General features: G+C 67.2%; 15 protein-coding genes. 7 read left to right on the forward strand and 8 right to left on the reverse strand.

The genetic code is table 11. The features are described from left to right. Positions 1–20: 20 nt before the first annotated feature. Complete coding sequence (locus PEM_RS00700; RefSeq protein WP_111129474.1) at positions 21–809, forward strand: class III extradiol ring-cleavage dioxygenase; 789 nt, start codon at positions 21–23, stop codon at positions 807–809. A gap of 117 nt (positions 810–926) precedes the next feature. Continuing rightward, a complete protein-coding gene (locus PEM_RS00705; RefSeq protein WP_005415111.1) occupies positions 927–2,576 on the forward strand; it encodes a Na+/H+ antiporter in 1,650 nt (549 codons plus the stop codon). Between the two features lie 79 nt (positions 2,577–2,655). On the opposite strand, the gene PEM_RS00710 is transcribed toward PEM_RS00705, so the two are convergent. Continuing rightward, positions 2,656–2,904 carry a DUF3297 family protein gene (locus PEM_RS00710; protein ID WP_005415112.1) on the reverse strand — a complete coding sequence of 83 codons (249 nt, stop codon included), beginning with the start codon at positions 2,902–2,904 and terminating at the stop codon, positions 2,656–2,658. A gap of 90 nt (positions 2,905–2,994) precedes the next feature. Here PEM_RS00710 and PEM_RS00715 point away from each other — a divergent pair, with 90 nt between their 5' ends. Next, a complete protein-coding gene (locus PEM_RS00715; RefSeq protein WP_053498070.1) occupies positions 2,995–3,537 on the forward strand; it encodes a hypothetical protein in 543 nt (180 codons plus the stop codon). Positions 3,538–3,645: 108 nt separating this feature from the next. Here PEM_RS00715 and PEM_RS00720 read toward each other — a convergent pair whose 3' ends face one another. The 5 genes from PEM_RS00720 to msrB form a co-directional block, all read right to left on the reverse strand. Next, entirely contained in the window at positions 3,646–3,921 is a 276-nt protein-coding gene (locus PEM_RS00720) for a DUF4031 domain-containing protein (protein ID WP_111129476.1), read from the reverse strand. 13 nt (positions 3,922–3,934) lie between these two features. Further along, complete coding sequence (locus PEM_RS00725; RefSeq protein ID WP_005415115.1) at positions 3,935–4,429, reverse strand: hypothetical protein; 495 nt, start codon at positions 4,427–4,429, stop codon at positions 3,935–3,937. Positions 4,430–4,526: 97 nt separating this feature from the next. Continuing rightward, complete coding sequence (gene motB / locus PEM_RS00730; RefSeq protein ID WP_053498068.1) at positions 4,527–5,465, reverse strand: flagellar motor protein MotB; 939 nt, start codon at positions 5,463–5,465, stop codon at positions 4,527–4,529. Positions 5,466–5,468: 3 nt separating this feature from the next. Further along, positions 5,469–6,323 carry a flagellar motor stator protein MotA gene (gene motA, locus PEM_RS00735; protein ID WP_005407915.1) on the reverse strand — a complete coding sequence of 285 codons (855 nt, stop codon included), beginning with the start codon at positions 6,321–6,323 and terminating at the stop codon, positions 5,469–5,471. Positions 6,324–6,414: 91 nt separating this feature from the next. Then, positions 6,415–6,882: a peptide-methionine (R)-S-oxide reductase MsrB gene (msrB, locus tag PEM_RS00740; RefSeq protein ID WP_111129478.1), complete on the reverse strand. Its 468-nt coding sequence runs from the start codon at positions 6,880–6,882 to the stop codon at positions 6,415–6,417. 140 nt (positions 6,883–7,022) lie between these two features. Here msrB and PEM_RS00745 point away from each other — a divergent pair, with 140 nt between their 5' ends. Together PEM_RS00745 and PEM_RS00750 are read left to right on the forward strand one after the other, a co-directional pair. Then, positions 7,023–7,394: a classical arabinogalactan protein 4 gene (locus PEM_RS00745; protein WP_111129480.1), complete on the forward strand. Its 372-nt coding sequence runs from the start codon at positions 7,023–7,025 to the stop codon at positions 7,392–7,394. A 143-nt stretch (positions 7,395–7,537) separates the two neighbouring features. Continuing rightward, a complete protein-coding gene (locus tag PEM_RS00750; RefSeq protein ID WP_111129482.1) occupies positions 7,538–7,711 on the forward strand; it encodes a lana protein in 174 nt (57 codons plus the stop codon). Between the two features lie 111 nt (positions 7,712–7,822). Here the strand turns inward: PEM_RS00750 and PEM_RS00755 are convergent, their stop codons facing one another. Beyond that, positions 7,823–8,302 (reverse strand): winged helix-turn-helix transcriptional regulator, encoded by a 480-nt coding sequence (locus PEM_RS00755; protein WP_005407919.1) that lies wholly within the window; start codon positions 8,300–8,302, stop codon positions 7,823–7,825. A gap of 149 nt (positions 8,303–8,451) precedes the next feature. Here PEM_RS00755 and PEM_RS00760 point away from each other — a divergent pair, with 149 nt between their 5' ends. Further along, positions 8,452–9,756 carry a D-amino acid dehydrogenase gene (locus PEM_RS00760; RefSeq protein ID WP_111129484.1) on the forward strand — a complete coding sequence of 435 codons (1,305 nt, stop codon included), beginning with the start codon at positions 8,452–8,454 and terminating at the stop codon, positions 9,754–9,756. Next, positions 9,735–10,802 carry an alanine racemase gene (gene alr, locus PEM_RS00765; protein ID WP_111129486.1) on the forward strand — a complete coding sequence of 356 codons (1,068 nt, stop codon included), beginning with the start codon at positions 9,735–9,737 and terminating at the stop codon, positions 10,800–10,802. The genes PEM_RS00760 and alr overlap by 22 nt, the downstream gene beginning before the upstream one ends. 88 nt (positions 10,803–10,890) lie before the next feature. On the opposite strand, the gene PEM_RS00770 is transcribed toward alr, so the two are convergent. Continuing rightward, complete coding sequence (locus PEM_RS00770; RefSeq protein ID WP_032953886.1) at positions 10,891–11,454, reverse strand: DUF3016 domain-containing protein; 564 nt, start codon at positions 11,452–11,454, stop codon at positions 10,891–10,893. Positions 11,455–11,632: the final 178 nt, after the last annotated feature.

Consider the following 11,632-nt stretch of genomic DNA (forward strand, 5'->3'; position numbering starts at 1 on the left):
TCCTGCAACTGGAGCATTCCATGTCCCGCCTGCCTTCGTTGTACATCTCCCACGGCTCGCCGATGACCGCCCTGCATCCGGGCCAGGTCGGCGTGCGCCTGGCCGAGCTGGCGCGCGACCTGCCGACGCCGCGCGCCATCGTGATGGCCTCGGCGCACTGGCTGGGTCGGCAGCCGCTGGTCGGCGCGCATCCGCAGCCGCCGACGATCCATGACTTCGGCGGCTTCCCGCGCGCGCTGTTCGAACTGCAGTACCCGGCGCCCGGCGATCCGGCGCTGGCCGAAGAAGTGGCCCGCCGCATCGCCGCTGCCGGCCTGCCGGTGGCGCTCGACCCTCAGCGTGGCCTCGACCATGGCGCGTGGGTGCCGCTGCGGCTGCTGCGCCCGCAAGCCGACATCCCCGTGGTGCCGCTGTCGATCCAGCCGTTGCTCGGCCCCGGGCACCAGTTCGCGCTGGGCCGCGCGCTGGCGCCACTGCGTGAGCAGGGCGTGCTGCTGGTCGGCTCGGGCAGCATCACCCACAACCTGCACGACTGGGGCGACTACCAGGACGGCAAGGAAGCGCCGTACGTGCGGCCCTTCATCGAGTGGGTCGAGCAGCGCCTGGCCGCCGATGATCGCCAGGCCCTGTTCGACTACCGCCGGCAGGCACCGTTCGCCGAACGCGCGCACCCGACCGACGAGCACCTGCTGCCGCTGTTCTTCGCGATGGGCGCAGCCGGCGAGGACGGCTTCGGTGCACGCCGCATCGATGCCGGCATCGATGCCGGCTTCCTCGCCATGGACCTGTACCGCTTCGACGGGGCATGAGCCGGGGCTGACGCGCGACCGCCCCGGCCGTCGCGCTCATGGCCGCATGTGGTAGTTTTTTCCGGGTTTCCGGCGCTGGCCTTCGAGCCTCCCCGCGCGCCGCTTCCTGGAAGAAGCATGCATACCATTGAAGTCGTCCTGGCGATGCTGGTGGCCGTTGTCGCCAGCGGCTACCTGGTTCGCGTCCTCCCGTTCTCGTTGCCGCTGCCGCTGGTGCAGATCGGCCTGGGCGCGGTCATCGCCGGGGTGTTCAACCGCGGCCACGCGCTGGAGCCGGAGGTGTTCTTCCTGCTGTTCCTGCCGCCGCTGCTGTTCCTTGATGGCTGGCGCATCCCCAAGCAGGGTCTGTTCCGCGACAAGGGCGCGATCCTCGAACTGGCGTTCGGCCTGGTGGTGTTCACCGTCATCGGTGCCGGCCTGCTGATCCACTGGATGATTCCGGTGATGCCGCTGGCGGTGTGCTTTGCGCTGGCGGCCATCGTCTCGCCGACCGACCCGGTGGCGGTCGGCGCGATCGCCTCCAAGGCACCGATTCCCAAACGACTGATGCACATCCTGGAAGGCGAATCGCTGCTCAACGATGCGTCCGGCCTGGTCTGCTTCCGTTTCGCGGTGGCGGCGGTGATGACCGGCTCCTTCTCGCTGGCCACGGCCTCGCTGACCTTCCTGTGGGTGGCGGTGGCCGGCCTTGCGGTGGGCGTGGCGGTCACCCTCGGTGTCTCCACCTTCCAGCGCTGGTTGTGGCGCCGCTTCGGCGAGGAACCGGGTGCGGCGATGCTGGTCAACCTGCTGATTCCGTTCGCGGCCTACCTGCTGGCCGAAGAAATCCATGCCTCGGGTATCCTCGCTGCCGTAGCGGCCGGTATCGCGATGAGCTACGTCGAGCTGACCGGCCGTGTCTCCGGCAGCATGCGCGTACAGCGTGCGGGCGTCTGGAACATGCTGCAGTTCAGCTTCAACGGCATCATGTTCGTGCTGCTGGGCGAGCAGCTGCCCGGCATCGTCGAGCGTGCCACCACCACCATGAACGAGTCCGGCCACCAGAGTGCATGGTGGCTGCTGGTGTACGTGGTGGTGATCAACCTGGCGCTGATCCTGTTGCGCCTGCTGTGGGTATGGCTGTCGCTGCGCTGGAACCTGCTGCGTGCACGCCGCCGAGGCCTGGAACGCGGCGAGGCACCGAACTGGCGCATCGTGGTGGCGACCTCGGTGGCCGGCGTGCGCGGCGCGATCACCCTGGCCGGCGTGCTGACCCTGCCGTTGTTCCTGCCTGATGGCAGCGCGTTCCCGGCGCGCGACCTGGTGATCTTCCTGGCCGCGGCGGTGATCCTGTTCTCGCTGGTCGGCGCCAGCGTGGCGCTGCCGCAGCTGCTGAAGGGCCTGCAGCTGCCGGCCGATTCGGGCGAGCGCAAGGAAGAGGACCTGGCACGCCGGCTGTCGTCCAAGGCTGCGCTGGCCGGGGTCGAGCGCATGCGCCAGCAGCTGGTGATGAACCAGAACACCGAGAACGTGCAGCTGTACAACGACGCTGCCTCGCGGGTGAGCCTGCTGTATCAGCGGCACCTGGAGAAGGACAACGACGGGCCCGACGTGGACCCGGAGAAAGTGCGGCGCATGGAGCTGGGTTACCGCCAGCTGCGCAGCGCCGGCCTCAATGCCGAGCGTGAGGAGCTGTTCCGGTTGACCCGGCGCGGGGTGATCTCCGATGAGATCTCGCGGCGCCTGATCCGCAACCTGGACCTGCTGGAATCGCGCAAGCGCGAGTGACTCGGCGGCCATGCGCCGTCGAGCGGGGTCAGATCCCTTTCCGCAGGAAAGGGATCTGACGCCAGCTCGGAACAGCCGGTTATTCCGGCTTCTGGTCCAGGAAATACACCTCGACCTTGCCCTTGACCTTGATCGTCATCGGGTTGCCGCGGCGGTCGCGGGCCTTGCCGGCCTGCACGCGGATCCAGCCTTCGCTGACCGAGTATTCCTCGACGTTGTCGCGCTCGACGTCGTTGAAACGCACGCCGACGCCGCGCTCCAGCGCCTGCGCATCATGGAAGGGGCTGGCCGGGTTGATCGCCAGGTGGTCGGGAGGGGTATCGCTCATCGCTTCATTCACAGTGACGGCCACCAAGGCCGGCTTCAGCGGCACAGGATAAACCGTAGAATGCCGGCCTGCCCCAGAGGACGTTCCGCCATGCCCGACAACAGCGACTATTTCGACTTCGAGGAAGACATCCACGACTTCGACGAGGATGGATTCGAGGCGCGGGTCTGGAACCTGCTGGTGCTGATCAACCCGGGCGACGAAGAGTTGGCCCTGCAGCAGTTCAACCGCTGGCGCGAGCACCTGTCCGAGGACGGGCAGCCGCTGGAAGCGGACAGCGACTGGTTGCCGGCGCTGTTCACTGCCATCGCCTGGCAGTCCGGTTTCGAGGTGGAGCGCGACGACCTGGAATCGCTGCAGTCGGCGGTCAACGAGCTGTCGGCGCGCTTCAACCTGCAGCTGGACTGGGGCGGCGACCTGGATGACGAGGACTTCGCCGAGGACCTGGACGGTGTGCAGCTGATGTCCACCGCCTTTGACCGCCTGCGCGAGCACAACTACACGCTGTGGAGCGTGGATACCGGCAGCGACGGCTTCACCGGCGTGATGGCGCTGACCCGTGACGACGACGCGATGCTGGCGCTGTGCTCGCTGCTGAACGTGGAGATCCGACTGGGCAGCGACCCGTTCTGAGCGGGCAGGCAGCGCTGCGCATGTAGAGCCGAGCCCGCGCTCGGCTGCAGTCCGCGAACAGCAGCCGAGCATCGGCCCGGCTCTACAGGAGGCAAACGGCAGCCGAGCCTATGGCCGGTATTGCGCCCGGGCGTTGGCGATCACCGCCTTGACCAGTTCGCGCTCGGTGTGCCGGGAAATCGCTCGCGCGCCAAGCGCGATCGCCTGCGTACGCAGCTCGGCCGTGACATCGTAGTGGGCACCGCTGGCCTTGTTCTGGAAGGCCCGCGGTGGGATGCCGAGCTGCGCCGCCATCGCGTGCAGCTCGGTCAGGGTGTCGGCCATCAGGTGCGCCCAGCGCTGTCCGCGCCAGGGATGCACCGCGTCATCGACGTAGACCGTCACCGCCGCGGCCGGTTCAGGCCTGCGGCTTGCTGTCGCTGTCAGCGGCCGGGCTGGCCTCGGCGTCGGCAGCAGCTTCAACCACATCGCCTTCGGCGGCCTCAGTGGCTTCTTCGCCTTCTTCGGCTTCCACGGTCTCGAACTCGGACACCAGCTTGTCCAGGTACTCGTCAGCGGTCTGGCCGGATTCGGCGGCCAGGGTGTCCAGCAGCTTCTGCAGCAGCTCGGAATACTCCAGGTTGACCTTGCGGCCTTCCTTTTCCTGCACGTTGGACAGGTGCTTGAGCATGGCCAGCATCGGCACCGGGTTCTCGGCGTTGCCCATGGTCTGACCACCGATGGCCAGCAGCCATTCGCGGCCCTGCAGGCCGATGGCGGCGACCACCTGGCCGTCTTCGTTGGTCAGCACGGCATGGTTCTGCACCTGCTGCTGGGCATTCAGGCGCAGGAACGGGCGCTTGGCCTGCTGCTTCTTGCGCTTGTCGCGCTTGGCCTTGGAGTTCTGGGACATGGGGTGGGGTCACCTGGAAACGGAAAGACCGCCATTGTAGCGGCCGCACGCAGGTGGGGTCAGATCCCTTTCCAGGGGAAAGGGATCTGACCCCGGTTCAGTGCGCCTCACCCTGCGCGGCCTGCACGTCGGGGTCAGCGGCAGGTGCCGACAGCCCGACCTGCGGGCCGGCGCCGGCCAGAGCGGCCGCTTCGGCGGCCTGGGTCATCACCACGATGCTGATGCGGCGGTTGATCGGGTTCTGCGGGTCGGCCTTGTCGAACAGCACCGATGAAGACAGGCCGACCACGCGGGTGATCTTGTTGTCCTCCAGGCCGCCGTCCACCAGCGCGCGGCGGGCGGCATTGGCACGATCGGCGCTCAGTTCCCAGTTGCCGTAGCCACGTGCAGCCGAATAGGCGGTGATGTCGGTGTGGCCGGTCAGGCTGATCCGGTTCGGCACGTGGTTCAGGTAGTTGGCCAGCTCGTGCAGGATCTGCTGCGTGTACGGTTTCAGCGTGGCGCTGCCGAGGTCGAACATCGGCCGGTTCTGCTTGTCCACGATCTGGATGCGCAGGCCCTCCGGGGTCAGGTCCAGCAGCAGCTGGTCCTTGAACGGCTCCAGGGCCTGGCTCCTGCTGATCGCTTCCTGCAGCTCCTTCATCAGTGCTTCCAGCTGCTGCTTGTCGCGCTGCTGCTGGTCCACCGGCTGCGGTACCGCTTCCTTCTGGTTCTGGAAGGGGTCGTTGCTGTTGCCACGCGAAATGTCGGTGGCACCGCCCAGCTTGATCATCGAGGTGCTGGCGCCGCCCGGGCCGGCCATGCCGGGCGCCGGCGTGGCGCTCTGACCGCTCAACGGGCTGGGGTTGCGGAAGTACTCGGAAATGGCCGCACGGTCGTTCTTGTTGGTGGTGGCCATCAGCCACAGCACCAGGAAGAACGCCATCATCGCGGTCACGAAGTCGGCATAGGCCACCTTCCACGAACCACCATGATGGGCGGCGTGGCCGGCCTTCTTGACCCGGCGGACGATGACGGTGGGCTTGTTCTCGGCCATGGCTTACTTGACCGTCTTCAGGTGCTGCTCGAAATCGGAGAAGGCCGGGCGCACGTTCGACGGCAGGGTCTTGCGGGCGAACTCCAGTGCGATCTTCGGGTTGTAGCCGCGCAGGCAGGCCAGCAGGGCGGTCTTGACCGATTCGTAGATGCGGCTGTCCTGCTCGGCGCGGGCCTCCATCGCGGCGGCCATCGGGCCGACGAAGCCGTAGCCCAGCAGGATGCCCAGGAACGTACCGACCAGCGCGCCGGCCACGTGGCCACCGACCTCGACGATGTCGCCACCGATCGAGCCCATGGTGATGACGATGCCCAGCACCGCGGCGACGATGCCGAAACCGGGCAGCCCGTCGGCGACCTTGGTCAGCACCTGTGAGGGTGCCATGGCCTCGGCGTGGTGCTTTTCCAGCTCCAGTTCCAGCAGCGGTTCCAGCTCATGCGGCTCGATGTTGCTGCCGATCATCAGGCGCAGGCAGTCGGTGATGAAATCGATCAGGTGGTGGTCGGCCTGCACCTTGGGGTAGTTGCCGAACAGCGCGCTTTCGGCCGGGCGCTCGACATGGTCTTCCAACGCCATGAAGCCTTCGCGGCGGGCCTTGTTGAGCAGTTCATAGAGCAGGCTGAGCACATCAATATAGTCCTGCTGCTTGTAGCGCGGGCCCTTGAACACACCCACCATGGCCTGCAGGGTCTGCTTGACCGTCTTGGCCGGGGTACCGACCAGGAAGGCGCCGAGCGCGGCGCCGCCGATGATGACCAGCTCATAGGGCTGCCAGAGGGCACCCAGGCGGCCGTGGGCACCGAGGTAGCCCCCGATCACGCTGATGATGACGACCAGGAATCCAACGATGATGAGCATGGGGCGACGCAAGGAGAGGGGATATCTCCTTGTCGGCCCGTCGCCCGGTTTTCTGAAGAGGGAATTCTGTGAAATCGGTCAGCGGGGTGTTTCAGCCCGCCACGCCGCTTTCTGCGCCGCCACGCTGCAACGGATCGAGCCAGGGCTCGCCATTGCCGGTGAACGAAAGTGAGACGGAGTTCAGGCAGTGGCGCTCGTAGGTGGGCGGCGGACCATCCGGGAACACGTGGCCCAAGTGGCTGCCGCAGCGCGCGCAGGTGATCTCGGTGCGGACCATGCCGTGGCTGGTATCGCGGATCTCGCGCACGTGCGCCGGGTCGAATGGTGCGAAGAAGCTGGGCCAGCCGGTGCCGGAATCGAACTTGGTGCTGGAGCGGAACAGCGGCAGTGCGCACAGCCTGCAGCAGTAGACCCCCTCGCGCTTGTTGTCGAGGAACACGCCGCAGAACGGCGCCTCAGTGCCGTGCTGCAGCAGCACGCGGCGCTCCTCGCTGCTGAGGCCAGCGATCAGCGCCTCGGTCTGGGTGGCAGTGGGGGGCGTCAGGTCGAAGGCGGTCATGGCGGCGCTCCGTGGGGTCGATGGCCTGGGGATGGCGGAAAACGTGGGGGTGAAGACGCGACCTTGCAAGTGTGATGGCCGTTCATGGGCGGCACACAGGGGCGGGCGCAAGGTGAACGCGATCCACGCCGGAGCGTGCCATGAAACCGATCCTTCCCCTGCTGCTGGCCCTGTTGCCCATCGTCGCGCTGGCGCAGGTGCCGACCGCCGACCCGACTGCGACCCGCAGCGCGACCACCGTGGCGCCGCAGCCCGTGGCACCACCGCCACAGGCCGCTCGCCCGCAACCGCAGGTGCTGCCGTCGCCGCAGCCGGCGCAGCCGATCAGATCCACCGGTCCGGCCCGGGTCGCGCCGACGCCGGTGCCGAAGCCGGCCGACAAGGTCTATGACCGCAAGGGCCGCATCGTTCCGGGCGTGCGCCCGGCCGGCCCGAACCGCGTGTTCGATTCGCGCACCGGCCGCTATTACGACAGCGTGCCGGCCGGCGATGGGCAGCAGATCAAGCGCTGAGTCCTGGTGCCACCAAGGTTGGCTGCCGGCTGGCGCTGAGCGGGCTGAACGCACGAAAACAACATCCAGCCGATCACTGCTTTTTCGCCTGCGATTAACCGTTCCGGGACCACCGTGGCCCTGCGCCGGCATCCCGCCGCCGCATGTCCTTCGTCCACTGGATCGCGACCATGAAAAACCAGCAGAACCGTCATCCCGGCAAGGAACCGCAGGGCCGCAACCCGCAGCAGCAACAGCAACAGATGGAGCCGCAGCCGCCGCACAAGGGCGGCAAGCAGCAGGAGCAGCGCTCGCAGAAGCATCCGCAGCAGCGCTGACTGTCGCCATGACCGGGGTCAGAGCCCGCTGCGCGGGATCCGACCCCTTGCCAGATGCCGACCGGGGTCGGATCCCGCGCAGCGGGCTCTGACCCCAACCGGGTCCCAGCTTCAATCCGGAATCGGCAGGCTCAGCGTCTCCTTCACCTCTTCCATCACGATGTAGCTCTTCGACTCACGTACATGCGGCAGTGTAAGCAACGTGCTGCCGAGCAGCTTGCGGTAGGAAGCCATTTCACTGATCCGTGCTTTCAGCAGGTAATCGAAGTCGCCCGACACCAGGTGGCACTCCAGCACGTTGGGCAGCTTCAGCGCGGCGCGCCGGAACTCCTCGAAGATGTCGCCGGACTTGTAGGCCAGGCTGATCTCCACGAACACCAGCAGGCTGGCCTTTACCGCGGCCGGGTCGAGGTGGGCGTGATAGCCGGTGATTACCCCTTCGCGTTCCAGGCGGCGCACCCGCTCGGTGCACGGGGTGGTCGACAGGCCGACCCGCTCGCCCAGCTCGGTGAAGGAGATGCGGCCTTCGGCCTGCAGGATGCGCAGGATCTTGCGGTCGATCTTGTCCAGTTCGCGGGTACGGGTGGCCATGGCCGTCAACCTTGGGGAATGAATTGCAGGAGAACATCCTGCCGGTTGATTTCAATTCAGGCAAATCAACTGGTATTGGCTGTCTATACTTCCCCAATTATGGCCCCGGCACGCTCCAGTGCAGGGAATGATCGGGTTGGAGAAGTCCCATGCGAGTCCTAGTTCTCGGCAGCGGCGTGATCGGCACTACCAGTGCCTGGTACCTGCGACAGGCCGGGTTTGAAGTCACGGTCATCGACCGCCAGCCCGGCCCGGCGCTGGAGACCAGCTTCGCCAATGCCGGCCAGCTGTCATTCGGCTACACCTCGCCGTGGGCGGCGCCGGGCGTGCCGAAGAAGGCGATCGGCTGGCTGTTCGAGAAGCACGCGCCGCTGGCGATCAAGCCGGGCATGGACCTGGCCCAGTACCGCTGGCTGTGGCAGATGTTGCGCAACTGTACCCACGAGCGTTATGCGATCAACAAGGCGCGCATGGTGCGCATGTCCGAGTACAGCCGCGACTGTCTGAACGAGCTGCGCGCGCAGATCGGCATTGAATTCGAAGGCCGCGACCTGGGCACCACCCAGTTGTTCCGCACCCAGCAGCAGCTGGATGCCTCGGCGCAGGACATCGAGATCCTGGCCCAGTACGGCGTGCCGTACGAGGTGCTGGACCGGGCCGGCATCATCCAGGCCGAACCGGCCCTGGCCCACGTCGATGGCCTGGTCGGCGCGCTGCGCCTGCCGCGTGACCAGACCGGCGACTGCCAGCTGTTCACCCGCCGCCTGGCGCAGATGTGCGTGGATGCCGGCGTTGAATTCCGCTTCGACCAGGACATTACCGGCCTGGAGTTCGATGGCGACCGCATCACCGGCGTGCGCATCGACGGCAAGCTGGAAACCGCCGACCGCTTCGTGGTTACGCTCGGCAGCTACTCACCGGCGCTGGTCGCACCGCTGGGCATGCGCCTGCCGGTGTACCCGCTGAAGGGTTACTCGCTGACCCTGCCGATCACCGACCCGGCGATGGCGCCGACCTCGACCATCCTCGATGAGAGCTACAAGGTGGCGGTGACCCGCTTCGACGACCGCATCCGTGTCGGCGGCATGGCCGAGGTGGCCGGCTTCGACCTGTCGCTGTCGCAGCGCCGCCGCGAGACCCTGGAACTGGTGGTCCGTGACCTCTACCCGAAGGGCGGCGACCTGTCGCGCGCGCAGTTCTGGACCGGCCTGCGCCCGGCTACGCCGGACGGTACGCCGGTGATCGGCGCCACGCCGTTCCGCAACCTGTACCTCAACACCGGCCACGGCACGCTGGGCTGGACCATGGCCTGCGGCTCGGGCCGCTACCTGGCCGACCTGATGAGCGCGCGACAGCCGCAGATCAGCACCGAAGGCCTGGATATTTTCCGCTACGGCCAGTACGGTCACGCGCCGCAACACGAGAACCGCACATGCGTCCTGCCCGCGCGCTGATCGATCTGGGCGCCCTGCGCAGCAACTACCGGCTCGCGCGTGAACTGGGCGGTGGCAAGGCCCTGGCGATCATCAAGGCCGATGCCTATGGGCACGGCGCGGTGCGCTGTGCGCAGGCGCTGGAAGGCGAGGCCGATGGATTCGGCGTGGCCACCATCGAAGAGGCACTGGAGCTGCGCCAGGCCGGCATCCGTGCGCCGATCCTGCTGCTGGAAGGCATCTTCGAGCCCAGCGACATGGCGCTGGTGGCCGAGCATGACTTCTGGTTCGCCGTCGGTTCGCCGTGGCAAGTGGAGGCACTGGCGGCGTTCGACAGCCCGCGCCCGTTGACGGTGTGGCTGAAGCTGGACAGCGGCATGCACCGCCTCGGCCTGGACGTGGACAGCTTCCGCGCGGCGCATGCACGCCTGTCGGCGCTGCCGCAGGTCGAGCGCATCGTGCTGATGACCCACCTGGCACGTGCCGACGAACTGGACAGCGAGCGCACCCGCGAGCAGGCCGCGACCTTCGCGCGCGCCATCGACGGCCTGCACGGCGAGACCAGCGTGTGCAATTCGCCTGCGCTGCTGGGCTGGCCAGAGGTGCGCAGCGATTGGGTGCGGCCCGGCCTGATGCTGTACGGCGCCAACCCGCTGCCGGACAGCACCGCGCTGACCGCGCGCCTGCGCCCGGTGATGACGATGCAGTCCAAGGTGATCGCCGAGCGCTGGATCGAAGCCGGTGAACCGGTGGGGTATGGCGCGCGCTTCGTGGCCAAGGCGCGCACCCGCGTAGGCGTGGTTGCACTCGGCTATGCCGACGGTTACCCGCAGTTTGCACCGAATGGCACCCCGGTGCTGATCGACGGCCAGCCCGGTGCGCTGATCGGGCGCGTGTCGATGGACATGCTGACGGTGGACCTGACCGCGCATCCGCAGGCCGGCATCGGCAGCGTGGTGGAGCTGTGGGGCTCCGCGCCGACGCTGTCGGAGCTGGCGCCGCGCTGTGGCGTGAGTGCCTACCAGCTGCCGTGCGCGGTCAAGCGCGTGGCGAAGCTGTACGTGTAGAGCCGAGCCCACGCTCGGCTTCAGTAGCAGCCTATCTTGGTTGGCGCTGTGAATGCGTGTCGACCAAGGTCGACACCTACCGATGGACCTACCGTGCTGCGGTGGCCTGCGCTGTCAGCTGCCGCTTCACCCAGTCGTCGATCAGGCGCTTCTCGTAGCGCAGTGGATCGCTGTCGCTCTTCAGGCCGATGTTGTGCAGGTAGCCGGTATCGCTCAGGCGCGCGTCGCCCTCGCTGATGATGCGGCCGCTGGCGTCCTTCAGCGTGTACTGCAGGCTGATCCGCGGTGGGTAGATGTCGCGCATGATCCGGATGTCGCGGCCGCGCGGGCCGTGCCACGGCTCGTAGTCACCGGCGCGCTTGATGTCGACCAGGGTCACATCAAGCGTCTGTCCCGGTTGCAGCGGTTTGGCGGCAGCGGTCTGCAGGTAGCGTGCCAGCTGCTGCACCCAGTCGCCACGCTCGGCCTCGAAGCGGTTGGTACTCTGGCGGATCTCGGTGAATTTGGCCGGATCGTCCCACTTCACGCTGACCGGGCCATCGGCCTGCAATGCGCGGGGAGCTTCCGGGTCGGTCACGGTGCGCGGTGCCGCACTGGCGCCGCCCGCCGCCAGGGCGCCTGCCAACAGGGCAATCGCGAGTGAGCGTTTCATCACGGTCTCCTGCGTCCCCTCGATGGGGGCGATGTTGATCACAGATCGAGTGTGATCCTGCTTCCCGGTATCGGCAATGGCCGCATGCGTCGTCTGCAAGAGCGGTTGCCGCCAATTCATCGACGTCAACCATGACTGACGGCGCTTGACGCTGTGAATACGCCCTTTGGAAGATGCT

The sequence above is a fragment of the Stenotrophomonas sp. Pemsol genome (assembly GCF_003586545.1).
In the GTDB taxonomy this organism is placed as follows: Bacteria; Pseudomonadota; Gammaproteobacteria; order Xanthomonadales; family Xanthomonadaceae; genus Stenotrophomonas; species Stenotrophomonas sepilia.

What these genes read in the sequence shown, in the direction of transcription:
- PEM_RS00700 (WP_111129474.1), top strand. Translation starts at nt 21, where the DNA reads ATGTCCCGCCTGCCTTCGTTGTACATCTCCCACGGCTCGCCGATGACC.
- PEM_RS00705 (WP_005415111.1), top strand. Translation starts at nt 927, where the DNA reads ATGCATACCATTGAAGTCGTCCTGGCGATGCTGGTGGCCGTTGTCGCC.
- PEM_RS00710 (WP_005415112.1), bottom strand. Translation starts at nt 2,904, where the DNA reads ATGAGCGATACCCCTCCCGACCACCTGGCGATCAACCCGGCCAGCCCC.
- PEM_RS00715 (WP_053498070.1), top strand. Translation starts at nt 2,995, where the DNA reads ATGCCCGACAACAGCGACTATTTCGACTTCGAGGAAGACATCCACGAC.
- PEM_RS00725 (WP_005415115.1), bottom strand. Translation starts at nt 4,429, where the DNA reads ATGTCCCAGAACTCCAAGGCCAAGCGCGACAAGCGCAAGAAGCAGCAG.
- motB (WP_053498068.1), bottom strand. Translation starts at nt 5,465, where the DNA reads ATGGCCGAGAACAAGCCCACCGTCATCGTCCGCCGGGTCAAGAAGGCC.
- motA (WP_005407915.1), bottom strand. Translation starts at nt 6,323, where the DNA reads ATGCTCATCATCGTTGGATTCCTGGTCGTCATCATCAGCGTGATCGGG.
- msrB (WP_111129478.1), bottom strand. Translation starts at nt 6,882, where the DNA reads ATGACCGCCTTCGACCTGACGCCCCCCACTGCCACCCAGACCGAGGCG.
- PEM_RS00745 (WP_111129480.1), top strand. Translation starts at nt 7,023, where the DNA reads ATGAAACCGATCCTTCCCCTGCTGCTGGCCCTGTTGCCCATCGTCGCG.
- PEM_RS00750 (WP_111129482.1), top strand. Translation starts at nt 7,538, where the DNA reads ATGTCCTTCGTCCACTGGATCGCGACCATGAAAAACCAGCAGAACCGT.
- PEM_RS00755 (WP_005407919.1), bottom strand. Translation starts at nt 8,302, where the DNA reads ATGGCCACCCGTACCCGCGAACTGGACAAGATCGACCGCAAGATCCTG.
- PEM_RS00760 (WP_111129484.1), top strand. Translation starts at nt 8,452, where the DNA reads ATGCGAGTCCTAGTTCTCGGCAGCGGCGTGATCGGCACTACCAGTGCC.
- alr (WP_111129486.1), top strand. Translation starts at nt 9,735, where the DNA reads ATGCGTCCTGCCCGCGCGCTGATCGATCTGGGCGCCCTGCGCAGCAAC.
- PEM_RS00770 (WP_032953886.1), bottom strand. Translation starts at nt 11,454, where the DNA reads ATGAAACGCTCACTCGCGATTGCCCTGTTGGCAGGCGCCCTGGCGGCG.